Source organism: Pseudarthrobacter sp. IC2-21 (genome assembly GCF_034048115.1).
Lineage (GTDB): Bacteria > Actinomycetota > Actinomycetes > Actinomycetales > Micrococcaceae > Arthrobacter > Arthrobacter naphthalenicus.
In genome coordinates this window covers 1,071,015-1,091,885 of sequence record NZ_CP139145.1, presented here as the reverse complement: position 1 = coordinate 1,091,885, position 20,871 = coordinate 1,071,015, and the positions used below count along the sequence as shown (strand labels likewise).

The 20,871-nt window shown below is 64.4% G+C and carries 12 protein-coding genes; 4 read left to right on the top strand and 8 right to left on the bottom strand.

Annotated features, from left to right (window positions below; genetic code table 11):
- Nucleotides 1-23 precede the first annotated feature (23 nt).
- Together SBP01_RS05035 and SBP01_RS05030 are read left to right on the top strand one after the other, a co-directional pair.
- The gene (locus SBP01_RS05035; RefSeq protein ID WP_320537707.1) at nt 24-290 is read left to right on the top strand and encodes a type II toxin-antitoxin system prevent-host-death family antitoxin; all 267 of its coding nucleotides are present in this window, start codon (nt 24-26) and stop codon (nt 288-290) included.
- The gene (locus SBP01_RS05030) at nt 287-679 is read left to right on the top strand and encodes a type II toxin-antitoxin system VapC family toxin (RefSeq protein WP_320537706.1); all 393 of its coding nucleotides are present in this window, start codon (nt 287-289) and stop codon (nt 677-679) included. The genes SBP01_RS05035 and SBP01_RS05030 overlap by 4 nt, the downstream gene beginning before the upstream one ends.
- Before the next feature lie 11 nt (nt 680-690).
- On the opposite strand, the gene SBP01_RS05025 is transcribed toward SBP01_RS05030, so the two are convergent.
- From SBP01_RS05025 to SBP01_RS05015, 3 genes are all read right to left on the bottom strand, one after another.
- Nucleotides 691-1,170 carry a nucleoside deaminase gene (locus SBP01_RS05025; protein WP_320537705.1) on the bottom strand — a complete coding sequence of 160 codons (480 nt, stop codon included), beginning with the start codon at nt 1,168-1,170 and terminating at the stop codon, nt 691-693.
- A 70-nt stretch (nt 1,171-1,240) separates the two neighbouring features.
- Nucleotides 1,241-1,873: a hypothetical protein gene (locus SBP01_RS05020; protein WP_320537704.1), complete on the bottom strand. Its 633-nt coding sequence runs from the start codon at nt 1,871-1,873 to the stop codon at nt 1,241-1,243.
- Between the two features lie 107 nt (nt 1,874-1,980).
- Nucleotides 1,981-3,771, bottom strand: a complete 1,791-nt coding sequence (locus SBP01_RS05015; protein WP_320537702.1) for an NAD(P)-binding domain-containing protein — start codon at nt 3,769-3,771, stop codon at nt 1,981-1,983.
- 89 nt (nt 3,772-3,860) lie between these two features.
- On the opposite strand from SBP01_RS05015, the gene SBP01_RS05010 reads away from it, so the two are divergent.
- Complete coding sequence (locus SBP01_RS05010) at nt 3,861-5,255, top strand: GAF domain-containing protein (protein ID WP_320537701.1); 1,395 nt, start codon at nt 3,861-3,863, stop codon at nt 5,253-5,255.
- 13 nt (nt 5,256-5,268) lie between these two features.
- Here SBP01_RS05010 and SBP01_RS05005 read toward each other — a convergent pair whose 3' ends face one another.
- On the bottom strand, nt 5,269-5,646 hold the full coding sequence (locus SBP01_RS05005; RefSeq protein WP_320537700.1) for a VOC family protein: 378 nt from the start codon (nt 5,644-5,646) through the stop codon (nt 5,269-5,271).
- 22 nt (nt 5,647-5,668) lie between these two features.
- Nucleotides 5,669-6,151 carry a nucleoside deaminase gene (locus SBP01_RS05000; RefSeq protein WP_320537699.1) on the bottom strand — a complete coding sequence of 161 codons (483 nt, stop codon included), beginning with the start codon at nt 6,149-6,151 and terminating at the stop codon, nt 5,669-5,671.
- A gap of 284 nt (nt 6,152-6,435) precedes the next feature.
- Between SBP01_RS05000 and SBP01_RS04995 the strand changes: the two genes are divergently transcribed.
- The gene (locus SBP01_RS04995) at nt 6,436-7,506 is read left to right on the top strand and encodes an HNH endonuclease (RefSeq protein WP_320537698.1); all 1,071 of its coding nucleotides are present in this window, start codon (nt 6,436-6,438) and stop codon (nt 7,504-7,506) included.
- 191 nt (nt 7,507-7,697) lie between these two features.
- Here the strand turns inward: SBP01_RS04995 and SBP01_RS04990 are convergent, their stop codons facing one another.
- From SBP01_RS04990 to SBP01_RS04980, 3 genes are read right to left on the bottom strand one after another with little or no spacing between them, the layout of a single operon-like run.
- Nucleotides 7,698-9,911 (bottom strand): 3'-5' exonuclease, encoded by a 2,214-nt coding sequence (locus SBP01_RS04990; RefSeq protein WP_320537696.1) that lies wholly within the window; start codon nt 9,909-9,911, stop codon nt 7,698-7,700.
- Complete coding sequence (locus SBP01_RS04985; protein ID WP_320537694.1) at nt 9,911-16,273, bottom strand: DEAD/DEAH box helicase; 6,363 nt, start codon at nt 16,271-16,273, stop codon at nt 9,911-9,913. The genes SBP01_RS04990 and SBP01_RS04985 overlap by 1 nt, the downstream gene beginning before the upstream one ends.
- The gene (locus SBP01_RS04980) at nt 16,273-20,871 is read right to left on the bottom strand and encodes a DNA methyltransferase (protein WP_320537693.1); all 4,599 of its coding nucleotides are present in this window, start codon (nt 20,869-20,871) and stop codon (nt 16,273-16,275) included. Before SBP01_RS04980 ends, SBP01_RS04985 begins: the two co-directional genes overlap by 1 nt.

Genomic DNA, 20,871 nt, shown 5'->3' with positions numbered 1-20,871 from the left:
CTACGATTGCTACGGAGGTGCGCATGACCATAATTCCCCACCGTGAATTACGAAACCAGAGCAGCAAGATTCTGGAGCGGGTCAAGAACGGCGAGACCATCGATGTCACGAATAACGGTGAAATTGCAGCCACCCTGATTCCGCCAGCAGCCTCACCCTTCGAACGCCTGCTCAAGTCCGGCGGCGTTCGCCAGGCAGCGCAGAGCCCTGTCGACTTCCGGTTGCTGCAGCGTGTGGCTTCTGACGCCGGCACTGCAGAGATGATCGCTGACCTACGCGGCAACCGATGATCGTCTACGTCGACACGTCGGCGGCCTTGAAGCTGGTGGTCGAGGAACCGGAATCCGGTCCCACCGCCGATTTCCTTTCAGAAGCCGGGCAGCGGGGTGATCCGCTTGTAGCCTCGATGCTCCTCCACACGGAACTGCACTGTGCCGCCAACCGCCGCGGCCTGCCGCCGGAGCTGGTCAACGCAGTCCTGGACGCATTGAACCTGGTGGACCTGACGCGCTCGGACCTCTTGTATGCGGCTGCTCTCCCGGGAAGATTGCGCAGCGCCGACGCGATCCACCTTGCCGCGGCGATCAGGCTTGAAACGCAGGCCCTGGTCGCGTTCGACAAGGAGCTTGTGAGCGCAGCAACTCAAGCCGGACTCCATACGGTCTCGCCCGGCGGCTGACAGGGTTTCCGCTACTCGGCGATGTCCTCGGCCCAAAGCTCCGGGTTGCCGGCCTGGAAGGTGCGCATCATGTCGACGGACCGCTGATCATCCAGGACCACCACCTCCACCCCGCGGGTCCGCAGGAGCTCCAGCTCGCCGTCGAAGGTGCGTGCTTCACCCACCACCACGCGGGGAATTTTGAACTGGACGATGGTTCCGGCGCACATGGCACACGGCGCGAGGGTGGTGTAGAGCGTGGTGTCCCGGTAACTCTTCTGCCGGCCGGCGGCGCGGAGCGCGGACATTTCTCCGTGGGCAATCGGATCGGCGTTCTGGACCCGTTCGTTGTGCCCGCTGGCAATGACCACGCCGTCCCGGGCGAGCGCCGCTCCGATGGGAATGCCGCCCTCAGCCAGGCTCTTCCGGGCGGCCTGATAGGCGGCTTCGAATGCCGGGTGGGCGGTGCGGTCCAGTTCCGGCGCGGCGGATGCGTGCAGCTCGTGGGTCATGGCGTCATTGTCGCACGGGAGTGGTTGGCCTCCCAGAACTACGTCGAGGACTCGTTCGGCAGGAGCAGAGCTAGGTTGTCCACCAAGGGGAGTCGTCCTCCCGCCTTTGGTCCGCAGCGGCGGCTGTGACCCGTGGCCCAAGTTCGGCCCATGGTGTTGGGCCTCCGGAGAGCAGACGGACTTTGGCGATTCCTAGGCTTCTTTGTCCGATGGCGACTAAAACACTGCGGGGCACGACGTGAAACTCCCATTGGGAAACGTTCAACTGGTCATACTTGGCGTGATCGGTCTCGGTGTGTGCGCAAAAAACGTAGACCATTGCATTGAAGCGTCTCCCTGCAGGATCCATACCATCCCCGGGTGCGCGGGGGTGGTAGCGCGTTCCCTGCAAACCGGAAAACGACAGTGCGCTGATCTTCTTCTGCTCCCAAGACTGCAGATAGGCCGATGACTTGATTTCGATAGTTATGTCGCCGAAGAGTAGATCGTAGGAGTCCCACTCGATCCGCTTCAGATCTTCGATTCCGAGTGCCTTTCCGACAAGGAACTCGGCAAGATATCCGCGTGCGTTGTTCATCCGTAGATCACCGAGGGCGAACTGCCAGAAGTCCCGGACAGTTGTCCCTGGCATTCCGGTGAACGTCTCATCACCGGAAAGCTGGTTAGACGCGGGCGGGACCAGCCACTGAATCTCGTCTGTCATAAACGGAGCATACATTTTGAACCTTCACCACGGGAGAAGTCGTCTGTTTATGGATCCGGTGGTCACGGGCCTGTCGAAACTGCAGAGGTTTCGACAGGCCCAATCACTCACCGCGTGTGATGCGTGGGCTGGAGTTCGTAGACCGGCGTTTCCAGGCCTTCCATCCGGGCCTTGAGCTGCAGGGCCAGGTACGACGAGTAGTGCCGGCTTTGGTGCAGGTTGCCGCCGTGGATCCAGAGCTGGGGCACGTTGGTGGGCTTCCACATGTTGCGCAGCTCCCCTTCCCACGGGCCCGGGTCCTTCGGGGTGTCCGAGCCGTAGCCCCAGCACTTCCCTACCCGGTCGGCCACCTCGGGCGAGACCAGGTCCGCTAGCCAGCCGTTCATGGAGCCGTAGCCGGTGGCGTAGACGATCAGGTCGGCCTCCAGCTCGGTGCCATCACCAAGGACCACGGCGTTCCCGGTGATCTTGGCAACCTCGCCAGACCGCAGGTTCACCCGGCCGTCGATGATCAGCTGGGACGCGCCGACGTCGATGTAGTAGCCGGAGCCGCGCCGCAGGTACTTCACGAACAAACCTGAACCATCCACGCCGAAGTCCAGGTCAAACCCGGCGGCCTCCAGCTGGGAGTAGAACTCGGCATCACGCTCAGCCATCGCCTGATACACCGGCACCTGCGCCTCGGGCAGGATCCGCATGGGCAGCGAGGCGAACAGCAGGTCGGCCTTCTCGGTGGTCACCCCGGCAGCCAAAGCCCTCTCCGAGTACAGGTCCCCCAGCGCCAGGTCCATCAAAGACTCGCTCCGGGCGATGTGGGTGGAGGACCGCTGCACCATGGTGACATCGGCGCCGTGCTCCCACAGGTCCGCGCAGATATCGTGCGCGGAGTTGTTGGAGCCGATCACCACGGCCTTCTTCCCGCTCCAGTCTCCGCCGCCCGGGTGCTGCGAGGAATGGCGCTGCTCCCCCAGGAAGGACCCCGCGCCGTCGAACGCGGGAATGTTCGGGTACCCGGAGACGCCGAGGGCGAACACGAGCTGCTTGGGCCGCAGGGTCACAGGCGACCCATCGCGGACGACGTTGACCACCCATTCCTGGGTGTCGTCGTCGAACTCGGCGCCCACGCACTCGGTGCCGCCCCAGTAGTTCAGCTCCATGATCCGGGTGTAGTGCTCCAGCCAGTCGCCGATCTTGTCCTTAGCGGCGAAGACGGGCCAGTCGTCGGGGAACTTCAGGTAGGGCATGTGGTCGTACCAGACGGGGTCGTGCAGGTGCAGGGACTTGTAGCGGTTCCGCCAGGAGTCGCCCGGCTTCTGGTTCTTCTCGATGACGAGGGTGGGGACGCCCAGGCGCCGCAGCCGGGCCGCCAGGCCGATGCCGCCCTGCCCGCCGCCGATGATCACCGTGTAAGGCTGCTCCTCGTAGCCGAGGCGCGCCTCGCGCTCCTCCTTCTGTTCCAGCCAGGAGCGCCGGCCCTTGATGATCTCGTGCGCCACGCTCTTCTCGCGGCGGGTCCCCTTCTTCTCCTCGAAGCCCTTCAGCTCCTGCATGGTGGTGAGCAGCGTCCAGCATTTGCCGTTCCGCAGCCGGAGGTGGCCGTAGCCGCGGGCAGCGGCGGTTTCGAAGGTGATCCAGGCTTCCGCGGTGGCGGCGTCGCCGGTGGCGTCCTCGGAGAGCGCCCAATCAGAAGGCTGCACGTGGTCCAGCGTGGCCTCGAGCATCTGCCTGATGTCCGCCTTGCCTTCCAGCGTCTTGAGGTTCCAAGTGAACGCCACGAAGTCGCGCCAGTAGCTGTCATCTTCGAAAAGCTCGACGGCGGCGTCCACGTCGCGCCGCTGCAGGGCGGTGTCAAGTTCCGTCAGCCAGGCCTGCGCGGCTGCGGTGGGTGTTTCGGTCATGTCCACTCCTTTGTGTCGTATGGTCCGTGTGTCTGTTGGTCCCGGCGGCCCCGTCCCGCCGGTATCCCCTGCGCTATGCTGGATCGGGCGTGAGCTGCATCACCATTGCAACGCAGTGGGGGTTTCAACCGCGTTACACAGGCACTGCCGGCAAGGACGCCGCCGGTGAGGAGGACACTGTTTTGGACTACGGCCTGAGGTTTTCGGACCCGGCGAAGTACTCGCGGGCCCTGCGCCGCGCCCACGAACTGGTCATCTCCGGTGTCCCCCGCCCGGAGATCCCAACTAACTTGGCGGATTCGTGGCGCCGCTCCATGGCCCTGGGCATCAGCCCGGACCAGCACAGCCCCCGGCACCTGCACGACGTGTCCGACGTCCTGGAGCTGCGGCGGGAGCACCGGCTTCAGCAGGTCATGCCCGCGCTGCACGACCTCCTGGCCGACGACTCCAGTTCCGGCCGGCACCTGCTGGTGCTTACCGACGCCGCCGGGGAGATCCTGTGGCGGGTGGGCAGCACGGACGTGCTGCGGCGCGCGGACCGGCTGGAGTTCTCCGAAGGGGCCGACTGGTCCGAGGCCGGCATCGGCACCAACGCCATCAGCGAGGCGCTGCTCACCGGCCGGCCCGTGCAGCTGTTCTCCGCCGAGCACCTGGTCCGCACCCACCACGAATGGGCCTGCACCGCGGCGCCCATCACGGACCCCGTGACTGGTGAGTTGCTGGGTGTGCTCGACGTCTCGGGACCGCTCGACACCCTCAGCGCGGACACTCTGCGGATGGTGCGGTGCGCGGTCCGGGTTGCGGAGTCACTGTTGGGAACGTCCGACGGCGGGACGTCCTTGGGTGCGTTGCCTTCTGTTCGCGCCTCGCGAGCGTCTGTTCGACGGCCTTCCGTTGGTGTGGAGTCGCTGGAGCTCCTTGGGGACAAACCTGCCGCGCTGTTTGCTGATGGGAGCCGGGTGCCGCTGACGCTGCGGCGGGCGGAAATCCTGGCCCTGCTGGATTCACGTTCCCAAGGCTGGTCGGCCGAGGAGCTTGCCTATGAGCTGTACGGCGATGCTGGCACGCCGCAGGCCATCCGCACCGAGATGTTCCGGGTGCGGTCCATGCTGGGCGATGCGGTGGAGTCGAACCCGTATCGGCTTGCGGCCGGACGGGCGGGCTGCTCGGATTCGGGGCGCGTAATGGGGCTGCTTCATGACGGGCAAGTGGCCAAGGCACTGGAGGCCTACCGGGCTCCCCTGCTCAGCCGCTCAGGTGCGTTGGCGGTGCAACTGCTCCGGGACCAGCTTGATCTGGCCGTCGGTTCGGCAGTGTGTGCCAGCGGTAACGCCGAAATGCTCATCCGCTGGCTGTCCACGGACATGGGCCGCGCTGATTTTGAGGCCGTCGAGGCCCTGGGACGGCTGGTGGGACGTGCGGACGCGCGGTATCTGTCGTTCCGGGCCGGCACGAGCGACACGGGGAGAAACTTGTTGGGTTAGCCCCCGGGGCCGGTCAGGGGTCAAGCCGCCTGCGCAGGAGGCAGAACTCGTTGCCTTCAGGGTCAGCCAGGACGTGCCACTGCTCGCTGCCTGTCTGCCCGACGTCGGCCGGGCGGGCCCCGAGGGCAAGCAGGCGTTCCAGCTCCGCGTCCTGGTCCCGGTCCACCGGGTTGACGTCGATGTGCAGCGGGAGGCGACCGGTGTGCGGGTTGCTGCTCGGGCTCAAGATGATGGTCGGCTGCAGGCCGCCGAACCCGGCGTCCGGCGGCCCGATCTCGATGGCACCGTCTTCCCGGCCCAGCTCGACGTATCCGAGGACCCCGCTCCAGAACCCTGCGAGGAGTTCCGGATCGGAGCAGTTGAGGACCAGTTCGCTGATGCGGGAGACCATGAACGCCAGTGTACTGCGGGGCCTACTCGGCGATGTCCTCTGCCCAGAGGTCAGGGTTGTCGGACTGGAATGTCCGCATCATGTCGACCGAACGCTGATCATCCAGGACCACCACCACCTCAACCCCGCGTGTCCGCAGGAGCTCCAGCTCGCCGTCGAAGGCGCGTGCTTCACCCACCACCACGCGGGGAATTTTGAACTGCACGATGGTTCCGGCGCACATGGCACACGGGGCGAGGGTGGTGTAGAGCGTGGTGTCCCGGTAGCTCTTCTGCCGGCCGGCGGCGCGGAGCGCCGACATTTCTCCGTGGGCGATCGGATCGGCGTTCTGGACCCGTTCGTTGTGCCCGCTGGCAATGACCACGCCGTCCCGGGCGAGCGCCGCTCCGATGGGGATGCCGCCCTCAGCCAGACTCTTCCGGGCGGCCTGATAGGCGGCCTCGAATCCCGGGTGGGCAGTGCGGTACAGTTCCGGCGCGGCGGATGCGTGCTGCTCGTGGGTCATGGCGTCATTGTCCCCCGGACTGCTTCCAGGACTTTGTGGATCCGAACCACCCCAAGCATGGAAAGACGATGGCGGCACTTGCCTCCCGCCGCTGCCTTCCGCCGTGCCGGGGAAGGGACGCCGCTCCTTTCGGAACGGTCTTCGTCGCCCCACCCCCGTTACTACCCCGGCGCCGAGGACTTCCTCCGCGCCGCCGAACTGACTCTGGTAACGGGCGACGTCGCGGGCAGGGATGTCACAGGCCGCTGCGATGATGAATCATGCGAACTCGGTGAGGAGTCAAAGTGGGCATCGGCACAAGACAGGCTACAAAGACTGTCGAAGAACGCTTCTGGGAGAAAACCCGGCGCGAGCCGGGCGGTTGTTTGACATGGACGGCGTACAGGACAGCAGACGGTTACGGGCAGTTCAGCTTCAATGGAAGGCGTATTGGAGCTCACCGTGCCGCTTGGATGATCTTCACCGGCGAGGAGCTCACAAGTCACCAGTGCATCCTGCATAACTGCGATAATCCACCTTGCGTTGAGATCACCCATCTGCGAGTCGGAACCAGTGCTGAGAATACAGCGGAGAAGATTGCCAGGGGTCGTAGCTTCTACATAGGCGGCGAACGACATGGTGCGGCAAGAATCCCCGAGGAGACCATCGTTCGGATTCGGTTAATGCTCGCCGAGGGAATGACCCATGAACGTATCGCAGCAGAGGTGGGATGCTCAAGGACGCATATAACAAATATAAAGAATGGAAAGACCCGGCGGGAACCCTCACCTGAACCCACAAAATTGATGATCTCGCGAGCGCTGCAGAGGGCTAAAACCCAAAGCTTTCGCGATAGACAGCTCATAATTGCTAAGTCCATCGTGCACCCCGCCGATGCCATTCCCGGAGAGGAGTGGCGTCCCACTCGTTTTCCCGGGTACTGGGTCAGCTCGCTGGCGCGTGTTCGGGGACCTCGAGGCACAATTCTCAAGCAAACGCGCGGCGGCGGGGAAACGCGCTCCTATTACTTCGTTCAATGCGGCGCAAGGAACACCAGGCAGGTCCACTGGCTAGTGTGTGAAGCGTTCCACGGCCCACGGCCCGACGGGATGCTGGCCGCGCATAACGACGGCAACTCCTTCAACAACCTGCCGGAAAACCTCCGTTGGGCCACCCCGACGGAGAATCAAGCCGATCGAAGGATGCATGGACGCTTGAAATCTGGGTCTGATCACCCACAGTCCAAACTTACCGAAATGCAGGTCGGCGAAATTCGCGGACAAGTGCCAGGGCCCTATGGCACACTCGAGCGTCTGGCAAGGGAGTTCGGCGTTAGCCCCACGACTATCGCACGCATTCGCGATGGGAAGCGTTAAAGGAACATAAGCCGGACAACGCGTAACTCCTATTGGTCAGGAGGCTCTGTCGTGCGGCATATCTTGCGAAGCAGCAGAGAAAAACGTCTGCCCTATACCTCCAACAAAAGCTGACGGCCCAGTCGGCAGTGGCATCCGGTCCGAGAAAATGCCGACTCCGCCGTTCGAAGACCGTCCGGCAGAGCCTCTGGTCACACCCCCAACAGCTCCGATGGTTTCCCACTCCACGAAACCACCAGTTCGTCCCGTGCCCGCGTCGCGGCTACATACAACAGTGACCGCTCCTGCAGCAGGGCATCAGATTTCTCGGCGTCGCCGAGGTCCTTGAGCGCCCATTGCAGGGGCATATTCGCCTCCCCTACGCCGAAGAGGATGATTTTGGAAAACTCCATGCCCTTTGCCCGGTGCATTGTCATGACCACCGGCTCGCCAGGGTGGGCTTCTTTGTCCCCGGAGACTTTCTGGGCAGAGACTCCACGCTCAAGCAGTCCGCTGACGACGAAGTCCACCTGTTTGCCTGAGCGCACCAGTACGCCGATGGTTTCCGGCGCGAAGTCCGGATCGGTGGTCCATGCCTTGATCCAGTCGGCGGCGTTATCGAGCTCCTTCGAGAGCGATTCCTTGCCTTCGAGCTGGGGGCGCGGTCCGCTTCTGGCGGACCGGTAGTTTGCGGATTCCTCCGCAGTGTCCTCAATGTCAGTGAACGGTATCCCTGAGAGGAGCCCGACGGCGAAAGCGAGGTTCTGCGCTGTCGTCCGGTAGTTGAGCGTCAGACGCCGCGAGCGCCCCACAATCTGGATGCCGAACCGGCTGAGGGGCACCTTCTGCCCATAGATCCGCTGGTGGGAGTCCTCAGCAATGAACAGGTCGTTGACGCCCGGCGCCACCAGTGCGCGGAGCAGGAGCCAGTGGCCAGCGTGAAAGTCCTGGGCTTCGTCAACGATGACGTGGTCGAAGGGGCGGTCCCCTCCGCCGGCGGCCCGATGCTGAAGGACGGCAGCGGCCAGCGCCGCGAGTTCAGGGTAGCTCACGGCTCCCTTGCTCCGGCAGATACGCCGATATGCCTCCATGACTTTCCAGACCTCGACGCGCTTAGTTCGGCTCAAGGGCGTGCCGCGACCAGATCTCGGAACGGTCAGGTACCCGTCCCTGTCGGTCACAGAATTGGCAAGGACGATGGACAGGTACTCCTGGCTAAGGAATGTCGGGTTCGCGAGCGCGGGCTCGAGCTTGTGCTCCACTTGGTCAAGGGCCTCACCCCATTCCTTGTCGTTGGACCTGCTCGTCGCCGCCGCATCGGGAGTCCCGAGCACCGTACTAAAGGCCGCGGCCTGTTCCTCAGGCGTGGCCTTTGACCAGACCTGGGCGGCGATGGAGTCGATGCCGGCAACAGTCACCGGAGCTTCGCCAAACTTGTCGCTCTGCTTCAGCCCCGGATCCAGACGCCCCACGTTTTGCGCAAGGCTATCGGCCAGCGTCTTCGTAAAGGTGGTCAGAAGGATGCGCGATTCCGGGCGCTCTTCCGCCAGGTGCTTGGCGCGGTGGATCGCCACCACCGTTTTACCCGTGCCCGCCCCGCCGGACAGTCGGAAGGCTCCGTTGCGGTCCTTCACGGCATACTGCTGTTGGGCCGGGTGCAGGAAAACCAGCCAGTCCTGGAAGCTTTCGTTGTTAATGACGTACTCGAGGTCTTCGGACCCCTTGGCGTAGGTGAACTCGAGCTTTGAGGCAGGGTGCTTAAGCGCCTCGGCAAGCTTTTCATCCTCGGACTTCGTGGGGTCATCGACATAGTCGCCAATCCCCAGGCCTTCTTTGACGTCCGGGAGGGACTTTCCAGCCTCCAGGTCAATGAGGGCAAGCCCCTGCCATTCTGGGACTGATTCGTCAGTGACCACCTGTTCGAACGCCTCCACAGAAGCCGCACCGATCGCAGCTGCGCCGGTACGTTCGGGAATGCCCAGCTCCTCGAAGAGGTACGACGGCGTGTAGCCAGCTTTTTGGAGGCCGTTCTCATAGGCGGGACCTGTCGCTGCCGGGGGAACAACAGCGGCCGGTGGCGGGGTCGCTGATCCTTCTGCCGGTGCGCTGATGAGTTCAGCAATACCGCTGACCGGGTTGACGGTCAGGATGCTTGTCTGCGCCTTCTTGATTGCCTCGTCGTGGTTGAAGGTGCCCGCATAGACGTAATGCGGTTCTGTCCCGGCGTTGAGCTTGAACAACACGGCTCGGAACTGTTGGTCAACGCGGCCTGTGCGCGCCCGGGAGTCCTTGTAGGTTTTCATCGGTTCGATGTGGAGGCCGGGGGCAGTGTCGTCTTCCTGAAGCTTATAGAGGAAGTCCAGGACCTTGCCCTTGAGCGATCCGTCGACCTTGTTGGCCCCCTTCATCAGGGTTACCGATGCCATCAGTCGTTCTCCTTCAATTTCAGTGCTTCCACAATTTGTTCCGCATCGCCCGGCACCAACGTCCAGCCGTCATACTCGCCCGCTCCATGGAGAACGACAGCAAGTTTGTGCTCCGGCCAGGCGATGTCCAGAGGCGTCCCGTCCTGGAGCTCGTACCCGAGTTCGGGCAGGGGGAACCCCTCAATTTCTGCCAGCACTGCCAACAGTTCACGCTCGGCGTGTGTGGCGATGTCCAGAAGATCCTGCCACTCGGGCCGGAGGTGCGTACCCAAGGCTCCCGGTTCCACAAGGACCGGAACCGAGGGCATCGCGAGACTGACCGCGCCGATGGCCGGGGCTGTCCGCCTGAATCCGAGCAGGTTGCTCAGACGCAGCCACTCGCGCCATTGAGTCTTATACCCGGGTTGCGCCACTGCATCGTCCCGTCCATCAAGGACGAGCACGACGTCGGCGCTCAGCATAAGCGGCGACGTCAGGTTTGCGGCACACCGGAGAGGGCCGTCCGCGTACATCCACGCGCGCCCCACTCCCAGCTCGGGCGCCGCAAGGGGATCATCCAGGGTAGCCTGCACGAAGTCCGGAAGCCCCACAACGGAACCCTTGAACGGGGTGCACTTGCCCAGCATGAGCATGGGGATGGCATCCGACAGGTCCGCCCATGCGTCCCTGTTTGGCTCCCGGATCCACTGCCACAGCTGGCTCATAGCGTCGGACTTGACGGCGGCAAGCAGAGCGGGCTGGAGCGGCGTCGTCCCGTTCTGCACGATGCTCGCCGCTTTGTCCGTGAACCACGGTGGCATCGACAATCCGTCGCCGGAGAAGGCATCGATGTCCTCCCACGTAATGGCCCACGGAACCACACCAACGGCCCGTAGAGCCTCCCGTTTGGCCGCATCGTCCGCCACGCGGTTGTGTTCAGGGGACGCGTGAAAAATGTAGCCGTCGGTGTAGATCGCGATCTTCGGGATGTTCGGATCTGCCGTTGAGAGGACAAAGTCAGGCCGAGTGCCGTGAATGTCCACTTGTGGTTCCAGCCACCAGATGTGTTTGGCGCCCGGAAGGCGGAACTCCACCTTGTCTGCGCGAAGCCCGGGGGTGACCTTGACGTTGGCGCCGACGGCGGCAAGCCTGTCCACGAGTGCCTTGCGGAACTTGACCTCGAGGTGTGATTCCAGGGCTGGCGCCGGTGGAGGAACCTTGGTCACGGTCCAGCCGTCGAAGGCGGGATCGCCGTCGTCCGGAACGCCGTCGTGCCCGGCCAGGATGCTGCGCAGGAGACGCTCCGCAGTCACGCGGGCCACCTTGTCGACGTGCCAAGGGGACGCGAAAGGAAGGAGACAGCGATGGCAGGCGAGGCGCTCCTCGTCGCGGCATTCGCAGTTCCGCACCACGTCCCATGCCGCCCGCAGCAGGTTCCATACCTTCTCCGGTTCGGCGAACTCGGCGAGGTAGCCAGTGCCGCCGGGGACTTTGTCGTGCAGGAGCAAGGAGACGGCGGTGCCGCCGTCGGCAGGTTCGTTGATCGGCACGGCGGCGATGTGGTCGGGGGATCCGCCAATCACTTCGCGGAGCCCAAGGAGTAACGCCGCGGTCAGGCTGGGGAGGGCGAAATCATCGCCCATAACGCGGCCGGCCGGGAGGCGGAGAGCAACCCCCTGGGTCGCGAGGACACGTGCGAGGGCCACCTCCGCCACGTGTTCGTCACTGGACTTGCGGTATTTGCACCAGAAGCGGTGTTCATCGGGGTTGTTCGCACGCCCGGCGGAGTCGAGCTTGCCGCAGTAGGAACAGACCCGGAAGAGCGGCGCCTTGGACTCGTTGCCGGCGATAATCCGCGGCGCGGCGTTGGCAGAGGAACGTCCCAGGTTGAGCCACCGTAGCTGTACCCGGTTCGCGTACTTGGCGCCGAATTCGAAGTCCTCGAGGAACCATTCCTGGGTGACATGCTCGGGATCGATGTCGGCGGCAAGCATCGTGTTGAAGCGTTCTTTGACGCGCTGGTCGCTGCGGTCGCCGATGGCCACCTCGTCGCGGCGCACCTCCGCTGAGACGTTCTTCATGACCACAACATCGAATTGCTGGCTGACATCGGCGATTCCGCTGAGGTGGCACCGCCCGCATGCCTTGACGGGACCTGCAGTGTCCAGGTCCGTGTGCATCCACCCGCACTCCGGGCACGCCTGCCAGCGCTGGATGTGGCTCTGCTGCGGGCCGAGGTCCACGGCGTCGATCTTCACCTCGAGTCCACGGGAGTAGAACGTCGCCCCGGGGGCAAGCTCGTTGATCGCGATGGCCGCCCCGCGCTGGAGCGAGATGGTTTCGGTGACGTAGTCCTGGGTTTCGACTTCCTGCCAGGTCACGCCAATGTCGAGGTTCACCGAGTCGTCGAGGAGCGTGTAGTTCGGCAGCAGGCCGTACTTCTCGAGTACGGAGATCCAGTACTCGTCGCGCAGGGCGAAGAGCTGCCTCCGCAGCATGCGCTGCGTGGCCTCGGCGGATTTGGGTGCACGTTTGTCCTCGTCCGTGGCGGCGTTGGACTCAGCCATGACCAAGAGCTCAGGCATTGCCTTCTCGATGTCGTCGATGCGGGCCTTCAGCTCGTCGCAGTCGTCGGCCCACAGCCTGGCTGCCCGGATGACATGCTCGGCAAGCTCGCTCGACCCGTCAGCACAGGGGGCAGCCCATTCCCGGAGCCTCACGGCGCTGGCGGGAGCGAGAAGATCCCCGAACTGCCCGAGGAACTCATCGATATATTCGCCCGCGTTGGAGTGAGCTGTCTCGATGAGGTCGCCCAGGAAGGTTCCCGGTCCGTCCCCGGCGAGTGCGCCGGCGGCCTTGCGCGGATGGGGACGGCCGGCGTCGCGCGCGAACCTGTCCACTAGGTGGGCGAGGTACTGCCTTTGCAGGATCTCCTCGGCGTCGAGAAACGTGGCAGGCGGGCGGACTTGCCCGTTGATCACAGACAAGGGGTCATGGAGCTTGGGCAGGTGCTCTCCACGGCCACGCGCGTAGGCGAGGACGAGTGAGTTCCCTGTGAGACGCCCGGCACGTCCCACCCGCTGCAGGTAGGAAGAGACGGAGGTGGGGAGGGAGGCGAGCATAACGCAGGAAAGGTCACCGATGTCGATGCCCATCTCCAGCGTGGGCGTCGCGACCAGGACATTGGGCGCCTGGGGCGTTTGTACCGAGGCTTTGAACTCGTTCTCAACCCGCACCCGGTCCTCGTCGGGCAGCAGGGAGGTGTGCTCCTTGGCCACCACTCGCTTGGGCTCACGTGCTCCGTACAGCTTGAGGTAGAAGTTCTCCTCCTCCGGCTGCCGGGCCAGCCGCCCGGGGCACCGGACATACAGACAGTGGGCACCGTCGAGCTGCTCGATTACTGTTGCTGAACCTGGTGTGACCGCACGGCACACGGAGCATGCGAGGAAGTGGCGGCCGGTCCCGAGGTCCTCGCCTGTGGGTGCCTGCAGGAGGATCCGGTCGGTGGGAAGCGCAAAGATCGTGGCGCCGTCCTTGGCCTGCACGGTCTCGAGCACGCACTGGCCGGCAAGCTGCCCGAAGAGAGCCTTGGCCACGAAGGTGGCGTCTGCTTTGGGGATGTTCAGGCACAACGCGGTCCAGCGTGTGTACCAGCTCTGGGCCTGGGCTATCGGGTCCATGTAGCCGGAGTCGCCGCCACCGAGCCGCGGGAAGGCGGGTTTGGACCGGCCGGCAGGGAAGGCGGGCATCCCCTCGCTGCGGCGCCGGCCGCCCCACACCTTCCAGCGCTGGGCCTTCTCCCCCGCCTCGACCATGTAGTCGTTCAGCCACTGGTGCCGGATGCCGCCCTGGGTGCGGACGCGTTCGACGACGCCGCGCACCCAGGCGAGCAGCGCGCCGTCATCGGTGAGCTGGTCCTCGAGGCCGAGGGTGCCAGACATCGCCTCGAGCGCGGCGCGGGCGGCCGCGAGCATGGCGTGGGGCGACCCGGCGTCGGTCTCCGCGACAATGCTGCCGGTGAGCTCGAGGGTGCGGCCGAGGCGGGACTGGAGGCCGAATTCGAGTGAGGCGTCGAAAAGGATGCGCTTCTCCGCGTTGCGTGTCGCGTCGCGCTTCTCCTTGGCGCTGGACTCGGGGTCCCAGAAGGCGCGGAACTGCGGCCGGTCGGCATAGTCGGGGGCGATGAGCTGGTACTTGCGGACAGGCGTGGCGGCGTCCGCGATCGCCATGTCGACCAGCTGCTTGAGGGTGGCGACTCCCCCATCCGCTGCAGCGACCTCGAGCGCGCGGCGGAACGCGGAACGCAGGGTGAGGATGTGCGAACGGGCCTGAACGAAACCGGCGCGGTGGGCCGCGTCCTGGACACTGTCAGTGAAGACGAGGGCCTTCTTCTCGCCCGAGTCGAGGCCGTCGGCGCCGAAGAGGTTGGAGATGCTCACGGAGAGCATAGTCGCGATGGCGCTGCCGAGGAAGCGGATGCCGTCCCCGGTCTGGCAGGCGGGACAGACCTCGCGCTTGGAGTCGTCGTCGGCGTCCTGACCGCGAAGCATGAGGACGGGGACGATGCGGCCCTCGTGCGCCTCGGCGGTGTCATCGGCGGGGGGCTCGTGCAGGATGGCGCGATTGAAGGTGTCGAGCCAGACAAGGCTGTCTGCGATCTCGCCTTTTTCGGCTCGGAGGGCGTCCTCGTTAGGGGCGTGGATTAGCGCACGGAAACGGGGGTTACCTGTTGCCTGCTCGCGGCGGATCTTCGAGTCGTCGTTCTCGAGGTCCGTTCCGGTGGGGCCGAGGACTGCGCCCCACCCTGAGCGGCCGCAATGCCGACAGTAGACCGCCGGGAGGTAGAGGGTCCTGTCGGTGTGGGGGCCGTCATCCCCCCAGCGGTAGTGGTGCTCACCGTCCACGGACTTGTCGAGGCGGGAGAGCTCACGGACCCAGAGGTGTGTCTCCACGGAGATGGCGTCGCGGTTGGGGACGGGGACCGCGCGGACGTGGCTGAGGAGGGCCAGGAAGTGGGCCATGAACTCGGTGTGGCGCGCTGCGAGCGTCGCGCGCCGGCGGGGCCCGCCTGAGGTGTTGAACCCGCCGAGGACGCGCTCGGCCAGAACGGTGAGGACGACGGCGTCGCTCGCCTCTTTGAGTACTGCACGGGTAAACGGATGCCGGCGGATGGCGTCGAGGAGATCCGCTGGCTGTCCGCCGAAGAGGAGTTGGGAGACGTGTTCAACGATGACGGCGTTGGGGTCGTCGGCTCCCACGCCGAGAACCGCCTCGATGGCCTTGCCAGCGTCCTCGATGCCCTCCGCGACGCGGGCGATCTCAGCAGCAGGATCCCCTTCCCACGCCTCACACCAAGCATCAATACTGAGGCGGGATTCGGTGACGACCGCGTCGTCGGCGAAAGTCTCGCCGAAGACGGTTTTGGAGAAGCGGAGCATGGGCTCGGTCTCACCCTTTGCGCCCAGCGTCGCCGACGTGGCGACCGGCGTGATGCGACCGAGCGGGCGAGCCCGATCCTCCTCGCTGGGTCCGTGCGGGATGGCGCTGAGGTCCTCCGGCCAGTGGCTCTTCAGGGCGAGGCCGAGGCGGCGCAGCAGCATGGCAACGTCGGTCCCCTGAGCCCCGTCGTAGGTGTGGAACTCATCGAGGACCACGTACTGCAGGGAGGTGGCGGACTGCTCCCAGATTGATGCGTCCTCGCTGCGGAGCAGGAGCATGTCCAGCATTTTGTAGTTGGTCAGGAGGATGTCGGGTGCTTCGCTGCGGAAGATCTCACGGGTGTTGATGAGCCCGGCCGCTGAAACCTTGGTGTGCTTTTGGCCGTCCTTCTGTCCCGTGTAGATGCCTGCCGTGATGCCGCTCAGTTCAGGGTCTTCAGCGAGCAGGGTAGCGAGACGCTGTGCCTGGTCGTTGGCGAGGGCGTTCATCGGGTAAAGGATGAGCGCCTTCATTCCGGTGATGCCAGCGGCCTTGGCCCGGAGCACGTGGTCGATTATCGGGTAGAGAAAGGACTCGGTCTTGCCGGACCCCGTGCCGGTGGTGACCAGGGTCGGTTCCGGTCGCCGGAAGACGCTGTCTACCGTGGTTGAGCCTGCCGAAACTTCTGGCTTTGACGTCAGTCTCTGAAAGGCCAGCGCCTGATGGCCGTACGGGGCGAATCCCTCGTACCAGTTGAGGCTATCCCGCCACCCGTCGGCAGCAGGTTCGAACGGCAGCCTGAGCCGCACGAACGGCCCTTTGAATATCCCGTCCTGCGGATCCTCGAGGAATCCCTGCAGGCCGTTGCGCGCATCCCGGTCGGTCAGGGCGAACGTTGTGGACAGGTAGTCGATCAGCCCAGCCTGGAGGTCCTCGACCTGATGTGTGGGCAGGAGGACTGCCATCAGCTCTTCTCCGCCATGAGCTTTTCGAAGTGGGAGTAGGCCTTGCGCATATCCTCTTCACGGTCGCACGAGACGAACGGGAACTCGAAGACATACTCCACGCCACTCTGCGGATGCGTCCAGGTTCGTTCGTCGAGCGTCAGGTCCTCACCGCGCTGTCGGTACAGCTTGTTCATGTCGCCGGGGACCTTTCGGCCGTTTAGATCGTACAAGGCCGATCGCTCGTATCCCGCAAGCACGGGGAACTGAGTGCGGTAAATGATCTCAAGCTCGTCACTATCCATCCCGACGGCGAGAGCAGTCAGAGCATCGATATCCACGAGGCACTGCCTTCTGTCGAGATCTTTTCGCGCTGGCCAAGCGGCCACCCAATCAATTCCCAAAACCGAACGAACCAGATCAGCATAGGAGGCCGTCAGAGCAACGAGACGCAGCGTCCTGTCAAGAATCTCTCGACGGATTATTCCTGCCTTGATGGACGGAAGGTTTTCGATGTTCTCGTAGTTGATCTTGGACGCGCCACCGACCTTGATCAGGTAATCCGCAACGACGGACGACATCACGCCAACAAGAACAACGAGCTTCTCCGCGCAATCGCCATCGGCGTTGTCGTTGATGATGGCGGCTTGGTACACGTTGTCGATGCCCGCTGTCCCCGGCGGCACAATACTCGAGTGCAGGGTCCTGGATCCGGTTGTCGCTGCCATGCGACGCCAAACCGCACGGTATAGAGAACGTTGCGGAACCTGGCCGTCCCGCCCCACCCATGACCCGTAGTCCGAGTTGTAGCGAGTCCGATCGCCGTCGGGCTGGTAGCTCGTGCGGGGGATGAAGTCTTCCGGGAGGGCTTCGAGATCGATTTCAGTCCAGTCGAGGTTGTTCTTCATCGTCGGGTTGGGCTGCTTCGCAAACGGGTTGGCCACAGTGAAGTGAGGGCCCTGCAAGATCACGTCGTTCCAAGACTCGGGTACGGCAGATCCGACCTCGAAGTAGCCCTTCTTGCGGTCGGCCGTCTCGTGCCAGCCACTCGAATAATGGAGGCCCAGCTCGCGAACCCGCGGGGCCTTGCTCAGCTTTTCGAGAACCCGGGAGCTGGCTCGGTTCACGGGGTAGACCATACGGGCTTGAAGGGGTGGCGTCCCGGGCTCGTCGAGGATGTCCGCCCACACCGTGAGGACCGATTCGTCGACATCGATGATCCGTTCTGGATGGGGCCGGAGGTCCCAATTTCCCTCGTCGTCCTTCAGCCCAGGCACTGGTCCTTCGCCACTGTGGGCGAGCGATCGCATAACAGTGTCCGGATGGTACAGGGAGGCGGCCATCTTGAACCGTGGGCTATCTCGACGGGGACCGTAGACATGAACCCCATACGAGACCAGATGGTGGATCTCGAACAGAGACAGCTCGTTAATGAACTGCCAGTGGCGCCGCAGCCGCCGATACGTCTCCGCCCGGAGCATAGCCGCCTTCTTCTCCGTGAAATGCGACTCGGGGTGGAGCAGCGCCGCTGCTCCGCGGCGTGAAGCTGACTTCCACACACGTTCCATGAAGACACGATAAAGATCAGGCTGAAGTCCCGCCAAAAGCGGATACACGGTCGAATCACCGACGAACCCAGCCACCTGAGGGGTGACAACCGCCGTATCGACGAAGTACTCGCGCATTCCATCGAGGGCCAGCGTTGCCTCGCGCTTCGAACGAATCTGAGACTGCGTGGGCTTCTCGACGAGCTGCCACCATGGATCACCTTCTGCAAGGAGCGCGGCCTCATCAGAACGCGGCCTGACCCACGGTGGGTTTCCCACCTGCATGTCAAATCCTCCGCGCCCGAAAACGGAGGCGTAGTCCAGCTCCCAGTGGAAGAAGCCTTGGTCCCGAGCCACGCGACCGCATACAGACAACCAGGGATGCTCCGCGAGCAGACTCTTTACGTCACCCGCCAGTGCGAGCTGGAGGTCGGCGTGTTCGGCGTCGTTCAGCTCATCCCAGTTTGCGCCCGTGCTCAAGGCCCGCTGGCCCGTCATGCGGGACTCCTTGCCGGTCCTTCCAAGGAGTGCTTCCAGCACCTCGAGCCACTGGTCAACACTAGGCGGGACGGCTCCCTTCGTGGCTTTCTCGGTCAGCGGCCAGAACCATAACGCGTTCCAGGCATCCATCACGCGACGGAGTCGCTGGTAGGCGCCGTTTGGGTCGTTGAGTGCCGCTTCGATTTCGCCTCGGGTCACCGCTCGCGTGTTTTCGCCAGGCTGAGGCACCGGCGGTTTGCCGAAGTAGGCGATCTCCCGGAGGGCCTCCTGGTCTGCGATCTCAAAGCGGCGCAGCGTGAGCTTCCACAGGGACTCGACCCGTCGCGACAGGTTGAGCAGGCGGTCGACCTGCTGCTTCGTTGGTTTCACGCGCAGGGACTTGCGCCACGCGCCGAGGGCTTTTTGCGCGTCGCCGGCGAGGTCCTTGACCTCTTTGGCGTCCGAAGCTGCGCCCCACCCTTGGGCCGGGAGGAGGAAGTGGTGGACCCGCCCGACCACGGCGGGATCGTCGTCGTCCGTTTTCAGTCCGGCGGCCAGCCCGCTGAGGGGGGCGTCCTGCGGCGTCGAGGTGAGCCAGGATTTGTCTCTTACCTGCGCCGCAGAGTATGTCGCGCGGCGGGCCCCAATGAGCGAGTTGCCGCGGCGGAGCCGGAGGCCGAACCAAGGCGCCTGCAGGCCCGCCACCATGGTGTCCAGCCACAGGGACACCTCGGCGAGCTCCACCGCCGTCGCGTTGAGGTCCACGCCGTGCACCTGGTGCAGGGCGATCTGCGCCTTCACCTTCTGCAGCTCGATGGGGTACTCGTCGGCGGGGATGCGGACGTCGAGCTCTTTCTGCTTCCGTTCGAGGTACTCTGCAGCGAGCTGGCGCACAGCTTCGATGGCGAACGCGCCCGACCCGAGGGCGGGCTCGCAGACGGTGAGCGTGAGGATGTCGTCCGCGGGCGTCGTCGTGCCGTCCTGGTCGAGCAGTTCTTCGAGCGCTTGGGAGACGACAAACTTGGTCAGCACCTCGGGCGTGTAGTACGAGGCCGACTGCTGGCGTTCGCGGCCGGCAAGCCGGAAGACGAAGGTGCCTTTCTGGTGCAGGACGGGCTTGGGCTGTCCCGTAATCTCGTCCTGCGTCATGACGAAATGCTTGGCATCGATCTCCGCGGAGCGAGTAACCGGAACAACCCACGACCCTTTGGACGAGTCGCCGTCCTTGGCGACCTCGTGGAGGTCCTCCTGCGCGATGAAGCCCGTGTAGGACATGAGGCCTTCATACACCGCGCCAAGTTGGTTGACGCCGAGTTCGGCATAGGAGATGAAGCCGCGGTCCTTGCCGCGAGCCTCCTTACTCAGCAGGAGGTGCTCGAGGACCTTCTGGAGCGGTGTGTTGCCGAGCTTGACCCCGTCGATGTCCGCCGTGCGGGACGGCGAAAAGAGGTCAGCTTCGAGGTTTTCGAAGGTGAGCGCGTCGTCCGCTTCCTTGGGCCGGTGGCCCGTGTTCACCAGGGTGAAGAGAAGGTTGAGGGAGTCGTACAGATGGGTGCCACGCTTGGCCTTTTCCGAGGTGATCGGGTTAAGGACGAGCTCGCGGATGCGGTCCAGGCCGTAGCCCTGGTCGTACTGCTCGTCGCCGACCGGGATGACTCCCATCTCCGGCGAGGCCTCGGCGTAGAGGAGGAACAGGATCCGGTAGAGGAAGCGCAGCGACTGGCGCGCGAGCGACTGGCCGTCGACGTCGTCGTTCGGCATCCCGGCTGCGGTGCGGCGGGTGAGGACGTCGTTGGCAATGATCTCGATGGAGAGCCGGATGCCCTCGCGGAGGTCCTTCGAGACGCCCACCGTGTGCTTGACGGAGGACTCGATGACGCCGTTCCACCAGATCTGCTCGCTCGCGTCCGGGTGGAGTGAGTCGCGCCCAAAGACGGCGAGGAAGCGGTCCAGCTCGCCTCCGCGCTTAGTGTCATTGCGTTCGACGGCGAGCAACGCATCTGCGGCGAGGTACCGGCCCTCGGGCCACCGCTCGCGCTCGGTCAGGATGAGCCAGCGGCCGGCCATTAGGACGATGAACTGCGGGGCCTCGTCGGTCTGGTAGAGCTCGGAGATGAGCTTGCTGGCCGAGTAGTTCGCTTCCTTGTCGTCCACAAGAGGCTTCTGGATGAGGTCGCCGCGGTCCTTGGCGAGGGCGTCCTCCAGGGAGTCGGCAGGCTGGGCTTCAACGAAGAGGACGTCGTTGTTGGGGGTGGACCAGACGTTGTGGGCCAGGAGCTCGGCACCGCTGCGCTCGGCCTTGAAGATGGTGCTTGGGCCGTGGAAACCGAGCGACTGGCGAAGGTCCCGGTAGATGCGTGCGGCGTTGTCAGGATCCTCGGCGAGGGTCCCGAGGTCTATCTGCAGATGGCCGCGTGCCTTCCGGAAGCGGTCGAGCGGAGACTCGTATCCCTCTTTGGACGTATCGTCCCATTGCTTGCGGAGCTTGAGGACCTCGGACTGGAAGGACTCGCCTGCTTTGGTGGTGTCCGTGGTGAAGAAGTGCTCGCTGACGAAGTCCTCGCCGACGACAAACGAATCGAACGAGGGCAT